The sequence below is a fragment of the Rhizobium sp. CC-YZS058 genome (assembly GCF_034720595.1).
GTDB lineage: Bacteria > Pseudomonadota > Alphaproteobacteria > Rhizobiales > Rhizobiaceae > Ferranicluibacter.
On sequence record NZ_JAYESJ010000001.1, the window covers coordinates 3,894,405 to 3,918,721 of the forward strand.

Annotated in this window: 23 protein-coding genes and 1 other RNA gene; 14 read left to right on the plus strand and 10 right to left on the minus strand. The window is 66.2% G+C overall.

The genetic code is table 11. The features are described from left to right. Positions 1-16 precede the first annotated feature (16 nt). Genes U8330_RS18590 through U8330_RS18615 form a run of 6 tightly spaced genes read left to right on the plus strand, consistent with a single transcriptional unit; the run spans position 17 to position 4,814 of the window. Positions 17-790 (plus strand): isochorismatase family cysteine hydrolase, encoded by a 774-nt coding sequence (locus U8330_RS18590; protein ID WP_323106730.1) that lies wholly within the window; start codon positions 17-19, stop codon positions 788-790. After that, entirely contained in the window at positions 787-2,325 is a 1,539-nt protein-coding gene (locus tag U8330_RS18595) for an ABC transporter ATP-binding protein (RefSeq protein ID WP_323106731.1), read from the plus strand. The genes U8330_RS18590 and U8330_RS18595 overlap by 4 nt, the downstream gene beginning before the upstream one ends. Position 2,326: 1 nt before the next feature. Beyond that, positions 2,327-3,007 (plus strand): cysteine hydrolase, encoded by a 681-nt coding sequence (locus U8330_RS18600; protein ID WP_323106732.1) that lies wholly within the window; start codon positions 2,327-2,329, stop codon positions 3,005-3,007. 4 nt (positions 3,008-3,011) lie between these two features. Then, the gene (locus U8330_RS18605; protein WP_323106733.1) at positions 3,012-3,785 is read left to right on the plus strand and encodes a 5-formyltetrahydrofolate cyclo-ligase; all 774 of its coding nucleotides are present in this window, start codon (positions 3,012-3,014) and stop codon (positions 3,783-3,785) included. Then, entirely contained in the window at positions 3,785-4,159 is a 375-nt protein-coding gene (gene hpxZ, locus U8330_RS18610) for an oxalurate catabolism protein HpxZ (RefSeq protein WP_323106734.1), read from the plus strand. The genes U8330_RS18605 and hpxZ overlap by 1 nt, the downstream gene beginning before the upstream one ends. 4 nt (positions 4,160-4,163) lie before the next feature. Next, positions 4,164-4,814, plus strand: a complete 651-nt coding sequence (locus U8330_RS18615; protein WP_323106735.1) for a GntR family transcriptional regulator — start codon at positions 4,164-4,166, stop codon at positions 4,812-4,814. Between the two features lie 12 nt (positions 4,815-4,826). Here U8330_RS18615 and nudC read toward each other — a convergent pair whose 3' ends face one another. Both nudC and U8330_RS18625 read right to left on the minus strand, forming a co-directional pair. Next, the gene (gene nudC / locus U8330_RS18620) at positions 4,827-5,804 is read right to left on the minus strand and encodes an NAD(+) diphosphatase (RefSeq protein ID WP_323106736.1); all 978 of its coding nucleotides are present in this window, start codon (positions 5,802-5,804) and stop codon (positions 4,827-4,829) included. Continuing rightward, positions 5,801-6,157 carry an HIT family protein gene (locus U8330_RS18625; RefSeq protein ID WP_323107361.1) on the minus strand — a complete coding sequence of 119 codons (357 nt, stop codon included), beginning with the start codon at positions 6,155-6,157 and terminating at the stop codon, positions 5,801-5,803. The genes nudC and U8330_RS18625 overlap by 4 nt, the downstream gene beginning before the upstream one ends. Before the next feature lie 178 nt (positions 6,158-6,335). Here U8330_RS18625 and ffs point away from each other — a divergent pair. The 3 genes from ffs to U8330_RS18640 all read left to right on the plus strand — a co-directional run bounded on the left by ffs (position 6,336) and on the right by U8330_RS18640 (position 8,857). After that, positions 6,336-6,433, plus strand: an RNA gene (ffs, locus tag U8330_RS18630) — signal recognition particle sRNA small type. Positions 6,434-6,567: 134 nt separating this feature from the next. Further along, complete coding sequence (locus tag U8330_RS18635; protein ID WP_323106737.1) at positions 6,568-8,469, plus strand: DNA polymerase III subunit gamma/tau; 1,902 nt, start codon at positions 6,568-6,570, stop codon at positions 8,467-8,469. Positions 8,470-8,533: 64 nt separating this feature from the next. After that, positions 8,534-8,857: a YbaB/EbfC family nucleoid-associated protein gene (locus tag U8330_RS18640; RefSeq protein WP_323106738.1), complete on the plus strand. Its 324-nt coding sequence runs from the start codon at positions 8,534-8,536 to the stop codon at positions 8,855-8,857. 36 nt (positions 8,858-8,893) lie between these two features. Here U8330_RS18640 and U8330_RS18645 read toward each other — a convergent pair whose 3' ends face one another. Then, positions 8,894-9,523 (minus strand): MOSC domain-containing protein, encoded by a 630-nt coding sequence (locus U8330_RS18645; RefSeq protein WP_323106739.1) that lies wholly within the window; start codon positions 9,521-9,523, stop codon positions 8,894-8,896. Between the two features lie 81 nt (positions 9,524-9,604). Between U8330_RS18645 and recR the strand changes: the two genes are divergently transcribed. Both recR and U8330_RS18655 read left to right on the plus strand, forming a co-directional pair. After that, positions 9,605-10,210 carry a recombination mediator RecR gene (gene recR / locus U8330_RS18650; protein WP_323106740.1) on the plus strand — a complete coding sequence of 202 codons (606 nt, stop codon included), beginning with the start codon at positions 9,605-9,607 and terminating at the stop codon, positions 10,208-10,210. A 73-nt stretch (positions 10,211-10,283) separates the two neighbouring features. Continuing rightward, complete coding sequence (locus tag U8330_RS18655; protein WP_323107362.1) at positions 10,284-11,468, plus strand: lytic murein transglycosylase; 1,185 nt, start codon at positions 10,284-10,286, stop codon at positions 11,466-11,468. Positions 11,469-11,486: 18 nt separating this feature from the next. Here U8330_RS18655 and U8330_RS18660 read toward each other — a convergent pair whose 3' ends face one another. Continuing rightward, the gene (locus tag U8330_RS18660; protein ID WP_323106741.1) at positions 11,487-13,142 is read right to left on the minus strand and encodes an MFS transporter; all 1,656 of its coding nucleotides are present in this window, start codon (positions 13,140-13,142) and stop codon (positions 11,487-11,489) included. A gap of 222 nt (positions 13,143-13,364) precedes the next feature. On the opposite strand from U8330_RS18660, the gene U8330_RS18665 reads away from it, so the two are divergent. From U8330_RS18665 to U8330_RS18675, 3 genes are all read left to right on the plus strand, one after another. Beyond that, positions 13,365-13,868, plus strand: a complete 504-nt coding sequence (locus U8330_RS18665; RefSeq protein WP_323106742.1) for a GAF domain-containing protein — start codon at positions 13,365-13,367, stop codon at positions 13,866-13,868. Positions 13,869-13,967: 99 nt separating this feature from the next. After that, entirely contained in the window at positions 13,968-14,339 is a 372-nt protein-coding gene (locus U8330_RS18670; protein WP_323106743.1) for a hypothetical protein, read from the plus strand. A gap of 221 nt (positions 14,340-14,560) precedes the next feature. Beyond that, positions 14,561-15,286 carry a Crp/Fnr family transcriptional regulator gene (locus U8330_RS18675; protein WP_323106744.1) on the plus strand — a complete coding sequence of 242 codons (726 nt, stop codon included), beginning with the start codon at positions 14,561-14,563 and terminating at the stop codon, positions 15,284-15,286. A 108-nt stretch (positions 15,287-15,394) separates the two neighbouring features. Here U8330_RS18675 and U8330_RS18680 read toward each other — a convergent pair whose 3' ends face one another. The 6 genes from U8330_RS18680 to U8330_RS18715 form a co-directional block, all read right to left on the minus strand. After that, positions 15,395-19,039, minus strand: coding sequence for a FecR domain-containing protein (locus tag U8330_RS18680; protein ID WP_323106745.1), 3,645 nt, complete (start codon positions 19,037-19,039; stop codon positions 15,395-15,397). Positions 19,040-19,201: 162 nt separating this feature from the next. Continuing rightward, positions 19,202-19,603: a methylmalonyl-CoA epimerase gene (gene mce / locus U8330_RS18685; protein WP_323106746.1), complete on the minus strand. Its 402-nt coding sequence runs from the start codon at positions 19,601-19,603 to the stop codon at positions 19,202-19,204. A gap of 9 nt (positions 19,604-19,612) precedes the next feature. Beyond that, positions 19,613-21,757, minus strand: a complete 2,145-nt coding sequence (gene scpA / locus U8330_RS18690) for a methylmalonyl-CoA mutase (protein WP_323106747.1) — start codon at positions 21,755-21,757, stop codon at positions 19,613-19,615. Further along, positions 21,757-23,760, minus strand: coding sequence for an acetyl-CoA carboxylase biotin carboxylase subunit (locus U8330_RS18705; protein WP_416236882.1), 2,004 nt, complete (start codon positions 23,758-23,760; stop codon positions 21,757-21,759). Before U8330_RS18705 ends, scpA begins: the two co-directional genes overlap by 1 nt. Beyond that, entirely contained in the window at positions 23,757-24,092 is a 336-nt protein-coding gene (locus tag U8330_RS18710) for a DUF2442 domain-containing protein (protein ID WP_323106748.1), read from the minus strand. Before U8330_RS18710 ends, U8330_RS18705 begins: the two co-directional genes overlap by 4 nt. Continuing rightward, positions 24,073-24,309 (minus strand): DUF4160 domain-containing protein, encoded by a 237-nt coding sequence (locus tag U8330_RS18715; protein ID WP_323106749.1) that lies wholly within the window; start codon positions 24,307-24,309, stop codon positions 24,073-24,075. The genes U8330_RS18710 and U8330_RS18715 overlap by 20 nt, the downstream gene beginning before the upstream one ends. Positions 24,310-24,317: the final 8 nt, after the last annotated feature.

Sequence of the window (24,317 nt, forward strand, 5' to 3'; positions counted from 1 at the left end):
CGCAAGGGAGACCGCCATGGCCACGCCGAAACCCGATACACTGGATGAACGCATTGCCGGAGCCCTGGTGCCGGGCGGCACGACGCTCGACGCCGACCCCTATCCCTGGCCCTTCGACGGCGATTGGGGCCCGCACAACACGGCGCTGATCGTCATCGACATGCAGACGGACTTCTGCGCGCCGGGCGGCTATGTCGACAGCATGGGCTATGACATCTCGCTGACCCGCGCGCCGATCGAGCCCATCCAGCGCGTGCTGGCCGCCATGCGCGCCGCCGGCTACCCGATCCTTCACACCCGCGAAGGCCACAAGCCGGATCTCTCCGACCTGCCGGCGAACAAGCGCTGGCGCTCGCAGCGCATCGGCGCCGGCATCGGCGACCAGGGCCCCTGCGGCCGCATTCTGGTGCGCGGCGAGCCGGGCTGGGAAATCATCCCCGAACTGCAGCCGGAGCCCGGCGAGCCGATCATCGACAAGCCCGGCAAGGGCTCCTTTCTCGCCACCGATCTCGAGCTGACGCTTGCCACCCGCCGCATCCGCAACATCGTGCTGACCGGCGTCACCACCGATGTCTGCGTCCACACCACCATGCGCGACGCCAACGACCGCGGCTATGAATGCCTGCTGCTGGAAGACTGCTGCGCCGCCACCAAGCGGCAAAACCATCTGGCGGCGATCGACATGATCAAGATGCAGGGCGGCGTCTTCGGCGCCGTTGCCACCTCCGACGACTTCATTGCCGCCCTTCCTTCGAAGCGCCCGGGCGCCGTCAAGGGGGCTGCCGCATGAGCGCGCTCGCCACCGCAGCCGCACCGCCGCGCGCGCCGTCGCTCACCGTGTCCGGCATGACCAAGACCTTCGGCCGCTTCACCGCGCTCGACGCGGTTTCGCTCTCGGTCAAGGCCGGCTCCTTCCATGCCCTGCTCGGCGAAAACGGCGCCGGCAAATCCACCCTCGTCAAGTGCATCATGGGCTTCTACACGCCTGACCGCGGGTCGATGACGCTCGATGGGATGCCGATCGAGGTGAAGAGCCCGCGCGATGCGCTGGCCCAGGGCATCGGCATGGTCTACCAGCACTTCACCCTCGTCCCCTGCCTGACGGCGGCGGAAAACCTTGTGATCTCCCGGGCCGATACGCCGGCGGTGATCGACTGGGCCAGGGAGAAGAAGGCGCTTGCCGGTTTCATGGAGACCATGCCCTTCGCCGTACCGCTCAATGCCCAGGTCTCCTCGCTTTCGGCCGGCGAGAAGCAGAAGCTCGAGATCCTCAAGCTCCTCTATCTCGGCCAGCGCTTCATGATTCTCGACGAGCCGACCTCGGTGCTGACCCCCGGCGAGGCGGACGAGATGCTGGGCCTGCTTCGCGGCATGACCGAGCGCGGCGAGATCACCGTCTTGATGATCTCCCACAAGTTTCGGGAGGTCAAAAGCTTCTGCGACCATTTCACCGTGCTGCGCCGTGGGCGGCTGACCGGCGAAGGCGATGCGCAGAGCGCGAGCGTGGCCGAGATGAGCCGGATGATGATCGGCGATACGCAGGTGCGCGAACGTGCCGTGCGCGCCGTGGTCGAGAAGAAGCCGGACGTGCTCGATCTCGCTGGCATCTTTGCCGAGGACGACCAGGGTCTGCCCGCCGTCCATGCGATCAACCTGAAGGTTAAGGGCGGCGAGGTGGTGGGCATCGCCGGCGTCTCGGGCAACGGCCAGAGCGCGCTGGTGGAGGTGCTCTCCGGCCAGCGGCCGATGACGACGGGCGAGATTCGCGTCAACGGCAAGGAGTTTCGGCCGAAGCGCGGGGATTTCGACCGGTTCAAGGTGTTCGGCCTGCCGGAGGAACCGTTGAAGAACGCGACCGCGCCGCGCATGAGCGTGGCGGAAAACATTGCCTTCCGCACCTTCGACAAGCCGCCGATCACCCGCTTCGGCTGGTGGATGAGCCCGCGCATCCTGCGCCGCCATGGCGAGGCGCTGATCGCCCGCTACAATGTCCGCACCACCTCGCCGGATGCGCCGATCGAGGCGCTGTCTGGCGGCAATGTGCAGCGGGCCGTGCTGGCGCGCGAACTTTCGGGCGATGTCGATGTGCTGATCGTCGCCAATCCCTGTTTCGGCCTCGACTTCGCCTCCGTCGCCGATATCCGCTCGCAGATCATGGAGGCACGCAATCGCGGCGCGGCGGTGCTGCTGGTTTCGGAAGATCTGGACGAGATCCTGGAACTGGCGGACCGGGTGGCCGTCATGTCCGGCGGCACGATCTCCTATGTCGCGCCGATCGAGGAAACCGACCGCAACACGATCGGCCAGCATATGGCGGGGCATTGAGATGATCTCCGTTCCCGCCCGCCCCTATGCCTATCCGCTCGACCCGGCGCATACGGCGCTGGTCGTCATCGACATGCAGCGCGACTTCATCGAGAAGGGCGGCTTCGGCGACAGTCTCGGCAACGACGTCGCCCGGTTGGACGCGATCGTGCCGACCGTGGCGGCGCTGATCGGCCTGTTCCGCCGGGAAGGCTGGCTCGTCATCCACACACGCGAGGCGCACAAGCCCGACCTTTCCGATTGCCCGCCCGCCAAGATCCGCCGCGGCAACCCGTCGCTCAAGATCGGCGAAGCCGGCGCCATGGGCCGGCTGCTCGTCAGCGGCGAGCCCGGCAACGCGATCCTGCCCGCCCTGGCCCCTATTGCCGGCGAGATCGCCATCGACAAGCCGGGCAAGGGCATGTTCCACGCGACCGGCATCGAAAAGGCCCTTGAGGAGCGCGGTATCACCCATCTGGTCTTCGCGGGTGTTACCACCGAAGTCTGCGTGCAGACCTCCATGCGCGAGGCGAATGATCGCGGCTATGAGTGCCTGCTGATCGAAGACGCCACGGAAAGCTATTTCGCTCAGTTCAAGCAGGCGGCGATCGAGATGATCATTGCCCAGGGAGGAATCGTCGGCTGGGCGACGCCGCTTGCGGCGCTCGAGGATGCAGTGGAGCAGGCAAGGCAGGAGACATAGGATCATGAGCGAGCGTGGACGCTGGGCAGGACGCCATGCCGGCAAGGACAGGGTGCGGGAGCGGGTGTGGACGATGCTGGAGGAGACCGGCATCGCCATCGGCCCGGCGGGGAGCATGATCCCCAATTTCGCGGGCGCCGACATGGCGGCCTTCTTCCTGGCGCAGACGCCGGAATGGAAGACGGCGCGGACGGTCAAGACCAATCCCGATGCGGCGCAGATGCCGATCCGGCTGCGGGCGCTCTATGAGGGCAAGACGGTCTATGCGCCGGTGCCCTATCTAACCCGGGACTTTCCCTATCTGCGCATCGATCCTGTCCGGATGAGCGCCATGGGCATCTCCTACGAACTCGCAGCGACCGCGCAAGGCTTTGTCGACCATGGGGAGCGGATCGGCTTCGAGGCGGTGGAGCGGCTCGATTTCTGCGTGGTCGGCTCGGTCGCCGTCAGCCGCACCGGCGGGCGGACCGGCAAGGGCGCAGGCTTTGCCGATCTTGAAACCGCGATCTTCCAGGAACTCGGCCTCCTTCCCGCCACGACGCCGATCGTCACCACCGTGCATTCCTGCCAGCTGGTGCCGGATGCCGATGTGGTCATGGAGCCGCATGATGCGCCGCTCGACATGATCGCCACGCAGAGCGAGCTGATCATCACCGAATGCCGGCGCGCCCGTCCAGAAGGGGTCGATTGGGAGCGGATCCGCCCGGACCAGTTCGCCACCATCCCGTTTCTGACCGAGCTGCGCAGCCGCATGCTGGCGCGGCGGAGGGCGATCTGATGCGCCTCAACGACCCGGCAACCCTGCAGGCGGTGGAAGAGGCCTTTGCGGCCTATGAGACGGCGCTTCTTGCCAATGACAATGCAACGCTCGCCGGCTTCTTCCTCGACAGTCCGGTCACCCTGCGCTATGGCCTTGCCGATCTGCAGCATGGCTATGACGAGATCGTCGCCTTTCGCGCGACGCAGGCGCCCTTTTCCCGCCGGCTCGAGCGGACGGTCATCACCACCTACGGGCTGGATGCCGCCACCGCCTCGACGCTGTTCCGGAGAGACGATGCGCCGGGGCAGATCGGCCGGCAGATGCAGACCTGGGTGCGCACCGCCGATGGCTGGAAGGTTGCGGCCGCCCATGTGAGCATGATGGACGGATAGGACCTTGCACACACCCCTCGGCCGAACCTCGACCGAAGACATTCGCCGGCAGTTGTCGGAGCGGATCATCAGCGGCGCCCTGCCGCCGGATGCCGTTCTCGACGAAACGCAGCTGGCGGCGGAGTTCTCGGTCTCGCGCACGCCGGTGCGCGAGGCGCTGAAGCTTCTCGCGGCCAGCGGCCTGGTGCGGCAGAAGCCGCATGGCCGCACGCGCGTCGCCCGCCCGGACGCTGCGGACCTGCGCGGCATGTTCGAACTGATGGGCCATCTGGAAGCCCTGTCGGCCGAGCTTTCGGCCCGCCGCATGAGCGCGGCGGCACGCAACCGGCTGGACGCGCTGCATCAGGACATGGCCGTAATGGTCTGCGAGGGCGATGTGCAGGCCTATATCCGCGCCAACGAGGCCTTTCACGAGGCGATCTATGCCGGTGCGCAGAACGCCTATCTGGAAGAGGTGACGAAGAGCACCCGCCAGCGGCTGCAGCCCTTTCGCCGCGCCCAGTTTTCCGGCCTGAACCGCCTCGCCCGCTCGCATGCCGAGCACGGACACATCGTCGAAGCGATTCTTCGCGGCGAGGCGGAGGAGGCCGGCCGGCGCATGGCCGACCATATCCTCATCGTCGAGGATGCCTGGAACGAGTTTGCCGGCGGTTGAGACCGTCCCGGCTTAGGGTTTTAGCCAATCCAGCCAGTCCCGCATCAGCAGATGCGCAATGGCGCCCTTCGGCGGCGAGCCGCGCTCGCCGTCCTCCAGCGGCTGCCCGGTATTGTGGGCCAGCATGGCGCGGGTCTCCGCCCGCGTGAACCAGCGGCAGTCCTCGAGCTCGAGTTCGTCGCGGTGGATGTCGCGCGACTTCGCCTCCGCATAGCAGCCGATCATCAGGCTGTGGGGCATGGGCCAGGGCTGGGAGGCATGGTAGCGCACCCGGCCGGTCTTGATGCCGGATTCCTCCAGCGTTTCGCGACGCACCGCCGCTTCGATCGTTTCACCGGGCTCGAGAAAGCCTGCCAGGCAGGAATACATGCCGGGTGGAAAATGCGGGCTGCGGCCGAGCAGGCAGAGATCGCGCTCCACATCGATCGTCAGCATGATGACGACCGGATCGGTGCGGGGAAAGGCCAGATGCCCGCAGGCCGTACAGACCCGGCGATAGCCGCCGCCCTTGGCCTCCATCGGCCCACCGCATTTGCCGCAGAATCGGTTGGTGGCATTCCAGGAGATCAGGCTGGAGGCCTGGGCAAACTGGCCGAGCAACGCATCGCCGATCATCGCCTGGCGGAAAAGGGTGCGGCCATCGGCAAGCTTGTAGTCGCTTGCCAGCGTCTCCTCGCTCTGGCGCACCGGCACAGCAAGGCGCGGTTCGCCGGAGGGCAGGAAGCCGAGCAGCACCGCATCCTCGAGCACGGGATCGAGCCCGGCCAGTTCATAGGGCGCGAAGAGCGGGTCGATCACCTGCTCGTCATGCTTGACCACGAGCTTGCCCTCCGCGAAGGCGAAGAGATGGGCCCCTTCGGCAGCCAAGGCCTGCTCCAGGCAATCATCCGCACGGTTCTCCGATTGCCGGTCGAGCGTGTTGCCGGCAAACGCCACCAGCGTGCTCGGCTCCGGGTGCGGGCCGGCGAGGTCGAACATGGCGCCCGTCATTGAAGCTCTCCTGTCAAGCGCGTGAGGAACCGGCTGCGCGCCGCCTCGTTCCAGGGTTCGGCGGCGCCGAACCCCCAGACGGGGCCGGGCCAGTTGGCATCGCCTTCCTGGCGCGCGATCACATGCACATGCAGCTGGCGGACGATGTTGCCGATCGCCGCAACGTTGATCTTCAGCGCGCCGCTCGCCTGTTTCAGGGCTTTGGCGACGCGGTTGACCTCCTGCCAAAGGCGCATCTGGTCGTCCGGCGAGAGATCGAAGACCTCTTCCAACCCGGGGTGGCGCGGCACGAGCACCAGCCAGGGCCAGCGGCCATCCTTGTGCAGGCGCAGATCGCAAAGGGAAAGCACCATCAGACTGTCGCTGTCGCGCTCCAGCCGCGGATCGAGCGAAAAGGCCGGCGGCGGGGTCAGATCAGGGGTCAAGCGCGTCCTCCTCAAGCCTTGGTCGCCGGTGCCTGTTTTGACAGGACGGGCAGAATCTTCAAGGGCCGGCTTGCATTCGCTCCTGATATTGCCGATATGGAGGCCGGGAGGTTGGTGGTGGACGAGCCACTCGCCAACCGGGTCAGGTCCGGAAGGAAGCAGCCCCAACGAGCCCCGGCACGGGTCATCGTGCCAGCCTCCCACCCTCGCCGCCTGGCGCCGCATCGATGGCCGCCATCTGCTGCGGCGATACTGACAGCGCCGCCGTTCGCAAGCCGCTGACTTCGTGCGACCGGCCTTGCGTGCTGCCGGGACACACGGAAAAAAGCGGCCAAGACATGAGCGACGCCACCCCCTCTACGACCGACGAGAAGCCCGCCGCCTACCGCGTGCTGGCCCGCAAGTACCGCCCCAAGGACTTCACCGATCTCATGGTCGGGCAGGAGCCGATGGTGCGCACGCTCACCAATGCCTTCGAGACCGGCCGCATAGCCCAGGCCTATATGCTGACCGGCGTGCGCGGCGTGGGCAAGACTACCACTGCCCGGATTCTCGCCCGCGCACTCAACTACAAGACCGCCGAGATCGACCGGCCGACGATCGACCTGCGCCTGCCCGGCGAGCATTGCCAGGCGATCATGGAAGGCCGGCATGTCGACGTGATCGAGATGGACGCCGCCTCGCATACCGGTATCGACGATATTCGCGAGATCATCGAGCAGGTGCGCTATCGCCCGGTCTCGGCGCGCTACAAGGTCTATATCATCGACGAAGTGCACATGCTCTCGACCCAGGCCTTCAACGGCCTCCTGAAGACGCTCGAAGAGCCGCCGGAGCATGTGAAATTCATCTTCGCCACGACCGAGATCCGCAAGGTTCCGATTACCGTTCTCTCGCGCTGCCAGCGTTTCGACCTTCGGCGCATCGCCGCGTCCGATCTCGTCGGCCTGTTCACCACCATCCTTGCCAAGGAAGGCATCGAAGCGGAACGCGATGCGCTGTCGATGATCGCGCGCGCGGCCGAAGGCTCGGCGCGCGACGGTCTGTCGCTGCTCGACCAGGCGATCGCGCATGGCGGCGGCCGGGTGGAGACCGATGCCGTGCGCGCCATGCTGGGCCTTGCCGACCGGGCGCGCATCGTCGATCTCTTCGACCATGTGGTGCGCGGCGACGTGAAAGCGGCGCTGACCGAGTTCGCGGCGCAATACGAGGCCGGCGCCAGCCCGCCGGTGGTGCTGACCGATCTTGCCGATTTCACCCATCTCGTCACCAAGCTGAAATTCTCCGAAGACGCCGCCAACGATCCCTCGCTGAGCGAGATCGAGCGCCAGCGCGGCGGCGAATTTGCCGGGTCGGTGGCGGTGTCCACCCTCTCGCGCCTCTGGCAGATGCTGCTCAAGGGCATTGCGGAAACCGAAAGCGCCTCGCGCCCGGCCGGTGCCGCCGAAATGGTGCTGATCCGGCTTGCCCATGCAGCCAGCCTCCCCTCGCCGGAAGAGGCGGCCCGCCGGCTGATGACGCTGACCGGCAGCGAGCCGCCCCGCCCGCCTGCCGGCGGTGGCGGCGGATCACGCGCGCCATCTGCCGGCACCGGCAATGGGGGTACTGGCAACGGCGGTGCGGGCAACGGGGCCACGGCGGTCAGCGCCGCGCCCGCGCGGGCCGGAGAGCCTGTGCAGCGCATGACCGGCAATGGCGCGACGATGCTGCGCGCCGTGCCCGATGCCGAGGCTGCGCCCGAAATTCGGGCCGAGCCGGCCCCGCCCGAACCGGCACAGGCGACCGTTCCGGTGCGCTCGGTCGCCGACATTGCCGAGCTTTGCGCCCGCAACCGCGATATCCGGCTGAAGACGCTGGTGCGCAACTATCTGCGGCTGGTGAAACTGGAGCCGGGTCGCCTGGAAGTGAACCTGCCCGAGGATGCGCCGAAGACGCTGGTCGCCGATCTGCAGCGCAGGCTGGAAGAATGGACGAACATCCGCTGGATGGTGATCGTCAGCCGCGACGCCGGCCAGCCGACCCTGATCGAGGTGGAGACGGAAGCGCAGGAAAAGCGCCTGAGCGATGCGCGCCAGGATCCGGATGTGGCGGCGATCCTCGCGCGCTTCCCCGGCGCGCGCATTGCCGATGTGCGCATCAAGCTCGCCGAGGCGGAAATCGTGGAAGACACGGCACCGCCGCCGTCGACTGCCGAATCCGAAGAGGGCGACATTCTTCCCGGCGACGATATCGAACGGTGATGTGGCCGGACGGCGGGCTGACTGCCCGCAGAGACGATGAAACGAAGAGGACAAGGAGAGAGCGATGCGCGACATCATGGGCATGATGGGCAAGGTCAAGGAAATGCAGGCCAAGATGGAGAAGATGCAGGAGGAGATCGCGGCGCTCGAAGTCGACGGCACCTCCGGCGGCGGCCTCGTGACCCTGCGGCTCGATGGTAAGGGCGTGTTGAAGAGCCTGAAGATCGACCCCTCGCTCTTCAAGGAAGACGATGTCGAGATCCTCGAGGACCTGATCGTCGCGGCCCACAAGGATGCCAAGGACAAGGCCGAAGCCCTGACGGCGGAGAAGACCCGCGAACTGACCGCCGGCCTGCCGATCCCGCCCGGCATGAAACTGCCGTTCTGAGCAACTGCATCCCTGCCTGCCCGTTGCAGAGGCGTGTCACGCGCGCGGATGGGCGCGATCGAGATCGGCGGCGACGCGAGCGCTGAGCGGCGTCGACCGCCAGCGCTGCACCGCCTCCGGGCTCAGCGCCTTGACCTTGGCGGTCAGCATCTCCCCCATCAGCACCCGTTCGCCTTCGAAGCGCGTGAAACGGACAGAATCTCCCGCCTGGATCGCCCCCGGCCGGAGAACCCGGCAGTAGAAGCCGGGCTGGCCGAGCTCCAGGAACCGCCGCGCGAAATGGGGATCGCCCATGCGCAGCGACAGCGTGGAGCATGGCATGCGGGTGGCCGTCACCTCCAGCATCACCGTGTCCGTCTCGAACCGGTCGCCGACCGCGACGTCGCGGCTGTCGATGCCGGAGATCACCAGGTTTTCTCCGAGAAGCCCGGGCGGCACGCTCTTGCCCAGGGCGAGCGACCAGGCATCGAGATCCACCGAGCCGAACCCGTAGACTGCCTGATCCGGTCCGCCATGAACCTTGCGATTGCACACCGAGTCGCCGGCGAGCCCCTCGGCGGACAGCACCACGGGGCCTTCGACCGGGCGCTTGTCGATGCCGGTGCGCTGGGCGCGCTCGCCGAGACGGATCGGGTGGCCGAGACAGACCGCTTGGATCGTCGACATGGAATTCTCCTTCGTGCCGAGGGAAGCCTGCGCTGTCGCAAAGGCGTTTTTCTCACAGCCTTTATGGGCTAGAAGGACGCCATGGCAAAGCGAGTCACCGGCCCCGAAATCGAAAAACTCATCCAGCTCCTGGCGAAGGTGCCCGGGCTCGGGCCGCGCTCGGCGCGCCGGGCGGCGCTGCACCTGGTCAAGAAGAAGGACCAGCTGCTTGGCCCCCTGGCCGATGCGATGGGCGAGGCGCATCGCAAGGTGCGGATCTGCTCCACCTGCGGCAATGTCGACACCAGCGACCCCTGCAGCGTCTGCACCGATGCGCAGCGCGATCATTCGGTGATCATCGTCGTCGAGGATGTCGCCGATCTCTGGGCGCTGGAGCGGACCGGCGCCATGAACAGCGCCTATCATGTGCTCGGCGGCACGCTTTCGCCGCTCGACGGCATCGGCCCCGACGATCTCAACATCCGAACGCTGGTGGATCGGGTGACTAAGGGCGAGGTGCGCGAGCTGATCATCGCCGTCAACGCCACCGTCGAAGGCCAGACCACCGCCCATTATATCACCGACCAGCTCGAAGGGCTGGATGTCCGCATTACCAGGCTTGCCCATGGCGTGCCCGTGGGCGGCGAGCTCGATTATCTCGATGACGGCACCCTGACCGCGGCGCTGCGCGCCAGAACGGCGATCTGAACCCATGCGCATCTCCTCTCCCATCCGCCGCGCCCTTGCGGCCGCTGTTGCAACCGTTTTTCTCGCTCTGCCCATGCCGGCCACGGCTGCGACCAAGGCGGAAACGGAAGCGCAATTTCGCCGCTGGCTGCAGACGGACCTCTGGCCGGAAGCTGCGAAGGCCGGCATTTCCAAAAGCGCCTTCGATGCCGCCTTCGCCGATGTCACGCTCAACTGGGACCTGCCGGATCTTGCCCCTCCCGGCAGCAAGCCCGGCGGACCGCAGAAGCAGAGCCAGGCGGAGTTCGCCTCTCCGGGCGCCTATTTTTCCGAACAGCGGATGCAGGGCCTGGCGACCACCGGCCGGGCGCTGGCAAAGACCCATGCGGCAGTGCTGAAGCGCATCGAGAAGACCTATGGCGTGCCGGGCCCGATCGTGCTCGCGATCTGGGGTCGGGAATCGGGCTTCGGCAAGGCCAAGATCCCGCATCCGATCATGGATGTGCTCGCCACCAAGGCCTTCATGTCCACCCGTGGCGAGCTGTTCCGGCGCGAACTGATTGCCGCTCTGCATATTCTCGAATCGGGCGATGTTCGGGAGGCCGACATGCGCGGCTCCTGGGCGGGTGCCATGGGCCAGCCGCAGTTCCTTCCCTCGAGCTTCCTGCAATATGCCGTGGATTTCGATGGTGACGGCAAGCGCGACATCTGGTCCTCGGTGCCGGACGTGCTTGGATCCATCGCCCACTATCTCTCGCTCAAAGGCTGGCAGCCCGGGCGTGACTGGGGCTATGAGGTGACAATCCCCGCCAAGGTGTCCTGCGCGCAGGAGGGCCCGGACCGCGCGAAATCGCTCGGCCAATGGGCCGCGTCCGGCATTGCCCGTGTCTCGGGCAAGCCACTGCCGAAGGGCGAAGGCATGATGCTGGTGCCGGCCGGGCGGAACGGGCCGGAATTCCTCGTCACGCAGAATTTCTACGTGATCAAGGAATACAACAATTCCGACCTCTATGCGCTGTTCATCGGCAATCTCGCCGACCGGATCGGCGCGGGCAGCGGCGCGTTTCGCGGCACCTGGGGCGATGTCGGCAAGATGCTGCGCTCGGACGTGCTGACCATGCAGAAGCGCCTGGAGGCGCAAGGCTACGATATCGGCAAGGCCGACGGGCTGGCGGGCTACAAGACCCGCCGCTCGATCGGCGAGTGGCAGGCGAAGAACGGCCTGCCCGCTACCTGCTTCCCGGATCAGACGCTGAAGAGCCGGCTTTCCGGCGGCTGAGCGGGGTCCAGAGCGCAGTCAGTGCGGCAGGTCCACCTGCCGTTTGTACTGCTCATATTCATGCGGCAGGATAGTCTGGCGTTCGATCAGACGGTGCACCGAGGGCGGGCCCTCGCCGCGATGCAGCGCCCGCAGCCGATCATGCACGGCCGCATCGTCCTTCGTCCGGCGCTGGTTGTGGCGCACATACTCGACCCAGGTCGGAACATGGTAGGTCTCGGTCCAGATCCGGGGCTTTTCGAGGTCGCGCATCAGCGTCCACTGTCCAGCCCCGTCCCGGATGCGCACCCGGCGCCGCTCCGTCATCGCGTCGAGAAACGCCTCCACATCGCCGGGGTCGATCTCGTAATCGATCATCACCACGATCGGCCCGCTGCGTGGCTTGAGGTCGAGTTCCAGTGCCGGTTCCTGGAAACTGCCGAGCGGATCGAGATTGAGCGATTTGAACTCCGGCAGCTGGTAGCGAAAGCCGACTGCGGCGCCCGCCAGCATCACCAGGGCGGAGAGCAACAGCGCGGTCGGTGCGCCATAGGTCTCCGCCGCGCTGCCCCAAAGCCAGGAACCGAGGGCGATGCCGCCGAATGTGGTGGTCTGATACAGCGACAGGGCGCGTGCCACGACCCAGCGCGGGGTGGACAGCTGCACTGTGGTGTTGAAGAGCGAGAGCGCCAGCACCCAGCCGCCGCCGGCCAGCAACATGGCAAGCCCGGTAAGGATCTCCGAGCGGCTGACGGCAGCGATGATGGCGGACAGGGAAAAGCCCAGAAAGGCGATGCGCACCACGATCTCGCCCAGCAGGACCTCCCGCAGGCGCTGGCTCAGAAGCGCGCCGCCGATCGCGCCGATGCCGAAACAGCCGAGCAGCACGCCGAAGGTGAGCGGCCCGCCGGCCACCAGATCGCGCGCCACCAGCGGCAGCAGCGCCAGGATGGCGCTGGCCGAGAGGCCGAAAAGGAAGCCGCGCACCAGGACCTTGAGAATATTCGGCGACATGGCGACATAGCGAAGCCCCGCGCCCACGGCCCGGCCCAGAGGTTCGCGCGGAAGCGCGTTCAACGCCGGCGCCCGCTTCCAGCGGAACAGGGCGAAGAGGATCGCAAGGTAACTGACCGTGTTGACCGCGAAGGCTGCGGCCGCGCCGGCTGCAGCCACGATGACGCCGCCGATCGCCGGCCCGACGCTGCGGGTAATGTTGAAGCCCATGGAATTGAGCGCCACCGCGCCAGGCAGATCCTCCCGCGGGACCATGTCGCCGACCGAGGCCTGCCAGGCCGGGTTGTTGAGCGCCGTGCCGCAGCCGATCAGGAAGGTAAAGAGCAGGAGCAGCCAGGGCGTGATGAGCCCAGACCAGGCACACAGGGTCAAGAGCGCCGAGACGACCAGCATGAAGATCTGCGCCGTCAGCATGATGCGGCGGCGGTCGAAACTGTCGGCGAGAGCGCCGGACAGCAGCGAGAACAGCATGATCGGCAGCGAGGTCGAGGCCTGCACCAGCGCGACCATGTTCACCGAGGAGGAGATCGACGTCATCATCCAGGCTGCGCCGACCGATTGGATCAGCCCGCCGAAATTGGACGCAAGGCTTGCCAGCCAGATCAGCCGGAAGGTGTCGTGGCGAAAGGGCGCGAGGGGCGAAGAGCGCGGGATCGAACCGGGTGGGGATTGCGACGGCACGGCGCGGCGCCTCCTCGACTGCTAGGCTGAAGGATGGTGTTCTATCTAGCCATGCGAGACCGGGCGGCAACCGCCCTGAGCTCAATTTGCTGGAGCGGCGATGCGCCTCCAAGCGCAAAGCCGATCTTGCCTTTCACTGCTTGCCCTGCGCCGCGCAACGTGATCACACTCGCGATCCGTGCAGCGTTGATGTGCGCACATTCGAAAGCAGAGACAATGACGATGACAGACCCGACCGCCGCGTTTCTTTCCGGCCTTGCCGCCCAAGGCCAGCCGCAGGCTGCCTTTGCAGCGCTCGAGGCTCTGACGCGGCAGTTGGTCGGCGTGAAGCTCTTCACGATCATGACCAGCGACACGGTGACCCGGCTTGCCGAGCGCGTCTATTCCAGCCATCCCGAGGACTACCCCGTCTCCGGCACCAAGCCCTACAACGAGACCTACTGGTCCGACATTACGCTGCGCCAGCAGAAGACCTTCGTCGCCAATACGATCGAGGCAATCGCCGAGGTTTTTCCGGATTATGCGCTGATCGACTCGCTCGGCTGCCAATCGGTCATCAATGTGCCGATCGTGGTGGATGGTTTGGTGATCGGCACGATCAACTGCCTGCACGAGGCCGGCTACTACACGCCGGAGCGGGTCGAAGCGGCAGAGGCGCTGAAGCTGCCGGGCGCCATCTGCATGCTCCTGGCCGACCGTGATCGTGCGCGGTCAATGCCTGCTTAACCGACACAGTCACCGTTGCGTTAGGAGCCGTTGACTTTCTTTCTCCATGACCAATTTCTTGAATGCCGTCTGCGTTGGGCGCGGCAAGGGAGTGGACCCATGATGAAAAAAGCGATAGGCGTGGTCACCGGCATCACGCTTGCCTGCCTGGCCCTGACCGGCTGTGTCAGCGAAGGCTACAGCTATACCAGCACCGGATATTACGACGGCTATTACGACCGCCCGGTCTATCGTAACAACTACAACCGCGTGATCGTCTACGATCGCAATCGGTATGATCGTTACGACCGCTATGACCGCTACGACCGCTATGATCGCGCCCCGCGGTATGACCGTCGGCGCGAGCAGCGCGCGGCCGTCTATGACCGCGATCGTCGCGTGGAGCGCCGGGCCGAAATAAGCCGGCCTGACCGCGGAGGACGCTATGTCACGCGGGACGGACGCCGAATCTGGCTGCCGCCGGAGCGGTAACAGCCCGCCATCGTACCGCTTTCAACGATCGAGAGGTGATCATCTGACTCTTCTCGCGTAAAGATTGTCAAAAGCGGACGAAAAGAAAAATTTCTGAACTTATGTCCCTGTTTTCGGGTTCGCCTTTCTTTCGAGCAGAAAGTGCGGACATGCGACAGTTCCGACAAGAAGCGAGAAATCATCTGCTGCAGGGCCTGCCGAGCCCGGCCCTGCACGCACTCATGCCACACCTCAACACAGTCGAGCTCACGTCCCGCCAGTGCATCACAAAGCCTGGGGACTCCTTGGACACGGTCTGTTTCATCGAGAGCGGCCTCGTCTCGCTCGTGGTCGAAGGCAGAGATGGCGTGCAGCTGGAGGTGCGCACCATCGGCCGCGACGGCATGATCGGGCACTCGGCCTTGCTCGGTCTCACGAGGTCCGCGCATGCCGTCATCGTCCAGATCGACGGTTTCGGATTGCAAGCGCCAACCAGCACAGTCATCGACAGCCTCGAATGTCCGAAAGCTCGCGCGGTCTTCCATCGCTATCTTCATCGCTGCGACATGGAGCTGGCCGAAGCGGCGCTTTCGGCGGCGAAATATTCCATGAAGCAGCGTCTGGCGCGCTGGCTGCTGCTCTGCCAGGATCGGATCGAGAGCAACAATCTGCCAGTGACGCATGACGCGCTGGCACAGTCGCTCGGCGTGCGCCGCGCCGAGATCACCGACCAGCTGCATGTGCTCGAAGGGCTGCACGCCATTCGCTCGACCCGCGGCAATGTGCGCATCCTCAACCGTGCGCTGCTGATCGATCTTGCCGGCGGGTGCTACGGTGCGGCGAAAGACGCGTTGGAGCCGTCAGCAGAGGCGACCACCGGCCGGTGCCCGATCCATCAGGCACCGCTCGGCTTTCCCGATCCCCTGCCCGCCCGCGCTGCGGCCGCTGCCGCCTCGATGCTCGGTTGACATACGAGGCCGCGGCCGGTGCCACTCTGCCTCCACGGGTTTTTGCGTCCGGGCTGCGGCAAACAGGAAGATGCAGCCCGTGAGACGATCGGGTTTAACGGCTATCCTCTAGAACCGGCTGCGCAAGGTGGCGATCACCGTTCGGCCCGGACCGGGCACGTCGAGCGCGCGCTCGAACCGCTCATCAAACGCATTGAGAAGCTGCAGGCCGGCTTCCAGATGGCCGCTTTCGCTCGTCCAGCGAACAGACGCATCGGTCGTCCGGTAGCTGTCGATCTCCACGCCATTCTGCGCGCCGACGCGCGGGCCGATGAAGGTCTGGGCGACGGTCAACCGCAGGCGGGAGGGATGCACGAGCGTGAAGCCTGCCTGCGCCACATGCTCGGGAATAAGCGGCAGCCCGTAATCGCCCGCTGCATCCTCGCTGACCGTGCGCGTGAAGGAAGCGAAGGCACCGATGCCATTGCCCACCCAATAGTTTGCGCTTGCGGTTACCCGGTCGATCGTGCCGGCATAGGCGTCGAAGGTCTCGAGCAGGGCGGGAATGCCGATTGCCAGACCTTCGATCTCCTGATGCTGCGCGTCGACGCTGGTGAAGAACCGGTCGGACCATTCCGCATCCCAGCGCAGTCCGGTCGTCTTGGTCGAGCCCCCCAGATAGAGCGGTGATTCGAGCGGCGAGAGCCCGAGCGTGGAAATCGGTGACAGCGTGTAGTTGGAGACCGACTTCGTATCCTCGCGATAAGAGGCGCGCAGCCAGTGGTTTGTGGCCGGCGCCCAGGCGATGCCGATGCGCGGGTCGAGGCAGCCGCAATCGTCCTGATCCTCGATCTCCACCGCATGCAGCCCGGCCTCAAAAGAGAGCTGGTCGTTGACCGTCCACAGAGCATCGCCATAAAGCCGCAGCGCGCTACCCCTGGCGCTGTAGGACGCGCTGTCGAGAATGGTGCCGTCGATGGGGCTGACCGCCAGTTGATCGAGGACGGAGCGGTAAAGGCTGCCCTCGATGCCATAATGCAGGGTGACGGGGCCAAGGCCGTAGAGATGGCCGAGGCCGGCCGTCACGCTCTGGTCGCGACCGTCATTATCGGCGAAATAGCTGCTCAGGCCACGCAGGCCTGCGGGGTCGAAGGCAAGCGGGGTGAAACGCTGCGGGTCGAAAGGCGCGATCCCGGCGGGATCGGCCAGCGACACCTCGTAGCGATCATCCGTATCGACCTGGCCATAGACCGCAAAGGCCTGGACGACATTGCGTTCGCCGAGGACATGGCTCCAGGCAACGCCCGCGCCGGAGGACCGCGAGCGGCTTTCGTCATTCAGCTTCGGGGCCGACGTTTCGCCCGGAAAGCCGCTGTCGAAGGTGCCGGTATTGGCAAAAAGCACCAGCGAATCCTCGAGGCTCGGTCGCAGGCCCAGCATCAGATTGGCGCCGGTCACGTCGTTGCGGTCGTTCAGCCGCTCGCCCTGGGGCCGGGCGATCTCTAGCCCGACATGATAGCTGAGCGGCAGGCCCTCATAGCGGGTGCCTTCCAGAGTCAGGTCGGTGCGCCAGCCTGGCTTGTCGCCCTCGAAGATCAGCCCGCCGCCAAGCGTGGTTTCGAAGAAGGAGCGCCCCTCCAGTGCCGAACGCCGGGTCTCGCCGGCCGCTGCCATGGGATCGAGCAGCAGGCCTTGCAACTGCGAGGAGGTGCTGGTGGCTCCGGGGACGCTCCGCTCCTCGGGCGGCGAGAGCGGATCGGTGCCGACGAAGGGAGAGACGCGGCCCTTGGCCGCCTCGTCAATATAACTCGTGCCGACAAAGGGATCGATCGACCGGTCGGCCTGGAATTGCCCCCATTCGTTGAGCCCGAGATTGGAGAGCGTGACGCCGAGCCAGGAGAAGACCTGCCGGTTGGCATCATAGCCGGTATAAGTGCCGAGCCGGGCCTGACGCCGGCGCACGGCCTCGCGCGCCAGCGCGATCGCCTGATCCGCCTCGTCCCGGTCGAGCGCGATGGCCGAGCGGATCAGCGGAACGGACGGGTTCTCGCGGTCGAACCGGTCGGCATTGTCGAGCGCCTGGCTCGCCTCTTCGCCGCTTTCCTGCTGATAGGCGGCAATCGCCAGGCCGACCAGCGCGTCGCCATAGGTCGGATCGATGGCGGAGGCCTGCAGCAGCGCCTGCTCCCCCTCACTCGTGCGGCCGAGCCGGAGCAGATAGCGACCCTTGGCGGCCAGCACGGCATAGGAACCCGCGTCGATCGCCTCGCCCTTGGCGATCTCCGCCGCAGCAGCGGCCATCTGGTGGTTGTCGATGAGGAAGCGGGCATAATTGGCATGCAGCGCCGGATTTTCCGGATTGAGCGCGATCGCCATCCGGTAAGCGGCATCGGCTTCCACCGGCGCGTTGCGATCCTGCTCGACGATGGCGAGCTCGTTCCAGGCCGCATCGGCGCCCGGCGCCTGGCGCACCGCCTCGACGAGCTCTGCCCTCGCGCCATCGAGATCGCCGGCCGTGGTGGCGCGGAAGCGGGCGCTGATCAGCAGCAGGTCCGGATCGGCGGGATCGAGCGCCCGGGCGCGGGCAAGCGCCGCACGCACCGCATCGCGCCGATCGAGCTCGAAGGCGTAATTGGCGAGCGCGACCGGCAGGCGCACATCGCCGGGGAAGCGGGGCTCCGCCGCTTCGATGACAGCGATCGCCGCCGCAGCGCCATCCGCATGCGACCTCAGGGCCGCCTCTGCCAGAACGGCGGCGACATTGCGTGGTGCATGGCGCGGCGCCTTGGCTGCCCGATCGGGCTCGGCAAGCGAAAGGGCGAAATAGCGGCCATAGGCGGCAGCGGATCGCCGCGCGGCGGGAAGCGCGCGCTTAGCTTCGCCAAACAGCCGCGCGGCCTCGCCATAACGAAGGTCCTGCCCGGCAATCATGGCCTCCACCAGCTTCGCCCGGGCGCGCTCGGGCGGTGGCAGCCGAGCGGGCAGGTTGGCAAGCGCCGCGCGGGCTGCCGCACGTCCGTCGATCGAAAGCGCGGCCTCGGCCAGCGTCAGCCAGTCCTCGGCCCGGCGCGCCTCGGTGGGGATCGCAAGAATGCGGTTCCGCTCGGCGCGCAGCGCCTGCGGCGGAAGGGGTGAGACGGGCAGGCTCGAAAACACGCCGCGCAGCTCGCTATAGAGCAGCAGCTGCTCGCGCTCTTCCAGATCGACCAGCGTATACTTGCGCGGCGCCTGGCCGATGGCCGCCACGGCGCCTTCACCCTGCCGGACGGTGACGGATCCTTGGGCATTGGCAAGCTCCACCACGCCCTCCAGCACGGAGAGCGTCGTCTCACCCTTCGCGCCGACGCGGAGCGACCAGTCGGTGCCGCGGATCGAGGTGGCGGCGGCGGGGGTGGCGATGGTCAGTCCGCTGCCGCCGCGCAGGGCGCGGGCCCAGATGGCGCCGGACTTCAATTCCAGCTGGCTGTCGGCCCCGTTCGCAGCGCGGACGACGAGCTCGGTATTGCGGCCCATGCGCATCTGCGTGTTGTCGGAGAAGAGGATGGCGAGATGGCCGGCGCTGTTGGTGCGCAGCGTGTCGCCGGTCAAGAGCCCTTGGGAAACCTCGACGCCCCGCCAATCGCTGGCATCATCGATAAAGCGGACTTCTTCGCCCGATCGGTGGGAAATGACCGAGCCGCGCGCCTCTCCCACCCGCGGAAAGACCTCCGCGGCCGCCGGAACGACGGCCAGCCCGAACGCCAGGCCGGCGAGCAGAAAACGCGCATGTCGCATGGATTGTCCCCCTCACCCCCTGAGGAAGCGTGAGATGTGACAAGAGCGCGATTGCCTGTCAAATGTGAGTCACAACGCACATATGCCGAGCGTGACCGATCGCCGCGCGGCTGTGGCATTCTTCCCACATCTGCGGGCATGGTGCGGATCTGACACAGCGTGTCAGGCCTCCTCGAATTCCATGAGTGTCCCGAACAGATCCTTCGGATGGACGAAGAGCACCGGTTTGCCGTGCGCCCCGATGCGGGGGGTGCCATCCCCCAGCAGCCGATGCCCGGTCTCCAGCAGTCGCGCGCGCGTGGCGTCCAGATCGTCCACCTCGAAGCAGAGATGATGGATGCCACCGGCCGGATTGCGGGCGAGAAAGGCCGCGATCGGGCTCTCCCCACCAAGGGGATGCAGCAGCTCGATCTTGCTGTTCGGCAGCTCGGCAAAGGCAACGGTGACGCCATGCTCCGGCAGCGCCTGGACGGCCGAGATCGTGCCGCCGAGGCTCTGGTAGTGGGCCATGGCCGCCTCGAGATCGGGAACGGCGATGGCGACATGGTTCAGGCGGCCGAACATGGCGGGCTCCTAGCGGTTGCGCAGGCGGCCCTGCAGGAGGTCGATCACCGCGCGCGCCGCTTCCAGCACGGGCGTGCCGGGACCGAAGACGGCGGACACGCCGGTCTCGATTAGGAAATCGTAATCCTGCCGGGGGATGACCCCGCCGACGACGACGATGATCTCTGCGGCGCCCTTGGCCTTCAGCGCCTCGACGAGCTGCGGGGCAAGCGTGCGATGGCCGGCGGCGAGCGAGGAGAGGCCCACCACATGGACCTTGTTGTCCACCGCCAGCGCCGCCGCCTCCTCCGGCGTCTGGAACAACGGCCCGGCCAGCACCTCGAACCCGATATCGCCGAAGGCGGATGCGATGATCTTCGCGCCGCGATCATGCCCATCCTGCCCGAGCTTGGCGATGAGGATGCGCGGCCGCGCGGAGAGCGCATCGGACACTTCGGACAGGCGCTGCTGCAGCGTCGAAAACTCCGGATCGTCCTCATAGGCCGCGCCGTAGATATCGCGCACCACCTCCGGCTGGGCCGAATGGTCGCCGAAGACCCGGCGTAAGGCGTCCGACATTTCGCCGACGGTGGCGCGTGCCCGCGCCGCCTCCACCGCGGCGGCGAGAAGATTACCCTCGCCGCTCCGTGCCACGGCCTCCAGCGCCGTGAGGGCGCTGTCGACGGCTGCCGGGTCGCGTCGCCGTCGCGTTTCCGAAAGCCGCCGGATCTGCGCCTCGCGCACCGCGGCATTGTCGATGTCGAGCGTGTCGATCGGCGCTTCGCTGTCCAGCCGGTAGCGATTGACGCCGACGATCACCTCTTCGCCGCGGTCGATGGCCGCCTGGCGGCGCGTGGCGGCTTCCTCGATAAGGCGCTTCGGCATGCCGCTTGCCACCGCCTTGGTCATGCCGCCAAGCGCCTCCACCTCCTCGATCAGCGTCCAGGCTTCCTCGGCGAGTGCCGCCGTCAGGCTTTCCACATAGTAGGAGCCCGCGAGCGGGTCGACGACCCTGGTCACGCCGGTCTCGTGCTGGAGGATCAGCTGGGTGTTGCGGGCGATACGGGCCGAAAATTCGCTCGGGAGCGCGATCGCCTCGTCCAGCGCGTTGGTGTGCAGCGACTGCGTGCCGCCGAGCACGGCGGAAAGCGCCTCATAGGCGGTGCGGATGACGTTGTTGTAGGGATCCTGCTCGGCGAGCGAGACGCCGGAGGTCTGGCAATGGGTGCGCAGCATGGAGGATGCCGGGTTCTTCGGCTGGAACTCGGCCATGATCCGCGCCCAGAGAAACCGCGCCGCTCTGAGCTTGGCCGCCTCCATGAAGAAGTTCATGCCGATGGCGAAGAAGAAGGAAAGCCGGCCGGCGAAGTCGTCGACATCGAGCCCGCGGGCCAGCGCCGCGCGCACGTAATCCCGGCCATCGGCCAGGGTGAAGGCGAGCTCCTGCACCAGCGTCGCGCCCGCCTCCTGCATATGATAGCCGGATATGGAGATGGAGTTGAACTTCGGCATTTCTCGCGCGGTATAGGCGATGATATCCGCCACGATCCGCATCGAGGGGTCCGGTGGGTAGATATAGGTGTTGCGGACCATGAACTCCTTCAGAATGTCGTTCTGAATGGTGCCCGAGAGCGCGGCGCGGGGCACGCCCTGCTCTTCCCCTGCCACGATGAAGCTCGCGAGAATGGGGATGACCGCGCCGTTCATGGTCATGGATACCGACATCTCACCGAGCGGGATGCCGTCGAACAGGATCTTCATATCCTCGACGCTGTCGATCGCCACACCCGCCTTGCCGACATCGCCGACGACGCGCGGATGGTCGCTGTCATAGCCGCGGTGGGTAGCGAGATCGAAGGCGACCGACAGGCCTTTCTGGCCGGCCGCGAGATTGCGCTTGTAGAAGGCGTTCGACGCTTCGGCGGTGGAAAAGCCGGCATATTGGCGGATCGTCCAGGGACGGCCGGCATACATGGTGGCGCGAGGACCGCGTGTGAACGGCGCAAAGCCTGGAAGCGATCCGAGATGGGAGAGCCCGACCAGATCCTCTTCCGTGTAGAGCGGCTTGACGGATATCCCTTCCGGCGTCTGCCAGGTGAGCGTATCCACCGGCCGGCGCGCTTCCTTTTCCGCAAGGCGCGCCCAGTCGTCGCGCTTCGGCTTCTCCTCCGCCATCAGGCAAACTCCATGATGAGCTCATCGACAGCCAGGCTGGCGCCGGGCGAAACGGCAATGCGCTGGACCGTGCCGCGGCGCTCGGCGCGCAGCACGTTCTCCATTTTCATGGCCTCCACCGTGGCTAGGACCTGACCTGCCTCCACGACATCGCCTTCGCGAACGGCGAGCGAGGTGATGACGCCCGGCATGGGGCAGAGCAGCGATTTCGAGGTGTCCGGCGGCAGCTTGACCGGCATCAACTTCGCCAGCGCGGCGACGCGGGGGCTGCGGACATGGGCGCGCACATCCATGCCCTGCCAGCGCAGCCTGAGACCGCTGCCTGCCCGGTCGATCTTGACGCTCATGCCCACCCCATCGATGACGAAGCGCGACAAGGTCTGGCCAGGCATGAAGGAGGAGGAAACCGTGAGGCTGCGTCCCTCCTCCGTCTTGACGACACCCCCTTCGGGAGAAGGCGACAGGTGGAGCGCAAACTCCTGTCCGGCGAGCGAAACCACCCAGTCCGGCCCGGGCGCGCGGCGCGGATGGCGCAGCAGGCCGGAGATCTGGCCGGCGCGGCGCTGCAGCGCGTCCTCGGCAATGAGCGCGACGGCGGCAAGGCGCAGGGCCTCGTCGCCGTCCGGTTCTCCCAGCGCGAAGCCTTCGGGAAACTCCTCGGCGATAAAGCCTGTGGTCAGCCGTCCTTCGCGAAAGCGCGGGCTGCGCATGACGGCGGACAGGAAAGCGAGGTTGTGGCCGACGCCCTCCATCTCGAAAGCATCCAGCGCGTCTCCCATGGCCTCGATCGCCGAATGCCGGTCCGGGCCATAGCTGCAAAGCTTGGCGATCATCGGATCATAATGGATGGAGATCTCGCCGCCTTCGAAAACGCCGGTATCGTTGCGCAGCAGCGTGCCGTCCGCCCGCGGGCCTTCCAGCGGCGGGCGATAGCGCGTGAGACGGCCGATCGAGGGCAGGAAGTTGCGCAGAGGATCCTCGGCATAGAGCCGGCTTTCGATCGCCGAGCCGGTGAGCCGCACATCCGCCTGGGAAAAGGCGAGCTTTTCTCCTCTCGCCACGCGGATCATCTGCTCGACGAGGTCGATCCCCGTCACCAGTTCCGTCACCGGATGCTCCACCTGCAAACGGGTGTTCATCTCGAGGAAATAGAAATTGCGGGCGCCATCGACGATGAACTCCACCGTGCCGGCCGAGGCATAGCCGACGGCCTGCGCAAGCGCCACGGCCTGTGCGCCCATGGCTTCCCGCGTTTCCTCGGTGAGAAAGGGCGAAGGCGCCTCTTCGATCACCTTCTGGTTCCGGCGCTGGATCGAGCATTCCCGTTCGCCAAGGTGCAGCACGGTCCCGTGACGATCGCCCAGCACCTGGATTTCGATATGGCGGGGATCCGTGACGAACTTCTCGATGAAGATCCGGTCGTCGCCGAACGCGGTTTTTGCCTCGTTGCGCGAGGACTGGAAGCCCGCGCGGGCCTCCTCGTCGCTGAAGGCGATACGCATGCCCTTGCCGCCGCCGCCGGCCGAGGCCTTGATCATCACCGGATAGCCGATCGACCGCGCGATCGCCACCGCCTCTTCGGCGTCCTCGATCAGCCCCATGTGGCCGGGAACGGTCGAAACCCCGGCTTCTGCCGCGAGCTTCTTCGACGTGATCTTGTCGCCCATGGCGCGGATGGCCGAAGCGGGCGGGCCGATGAAGGTGATGCCCGCAGCCTCCAGCGCCTCGGCGAAATCGGCATTTTCCGACAGGAAGCCATAACCCGGATGCACGGCATCGGCCCCGGTCTGGCGCACGGCGTCGATGATCCGTTCTGCGTTCAGATAGGACTGGCTGGAGGCCGCCGCCCCGATCGCCACCGCCTCGTCCGCCATGCGCACATGCAGGGCCCCCGCATCCGCCTCGGAATGGACCGCCACCGTGGCGATCCCCATCCGCTTGGCCGTCCGCATCACCCGACAGGCAATCTCGCCCCGATTGGCGATCAGGATTTTGGAGATCATCGGCGGGACTCGCTGGCCGCAGGCAGGGCCGCCGGACCTGCCAAGCCTGGCTGCGGCGACGCTGCGCCTGCAGGCGGCTTTGCGCCTGGATATTTCTTGCCCTTCAACATGCCTTCCACACTCAGATCCTCGTCAATCAGGGGCCAGTGGAGGCCATAGGGGGACAGTTCTATCGAATTGCGCTCCTCTGGCGTTGCAGCCAAGAGAGGCGGATACCACCAGAGCGGCGTGACCAGCGTCAGCCCATCGGCCAGTTCCACCACCACGGAGCTATCAGTGCAGTGAGCGCCGATTGGTTCGAGCAGATCGTCGTCAATTTCCAAAGTGCTCATGCCACTTCTCCAGAAAATCCTGCTGATTTTCGCCCACGATGCGCAGAAGATCGCTCAGCTCTTTTTCCGTGCAACGCTTGTTGCGCGCCACGTTCAAGCTGTTGAGCCAGATTTTCGTTTCTTTTCGGTCCTTGCGAATATGCACATGGGGCGGCTCGTCGCGATCGAGACTGTAGAATTCGAAGCGCCAGCCCCGCCATTCGAAGACCTTTGGCATACTTTCTC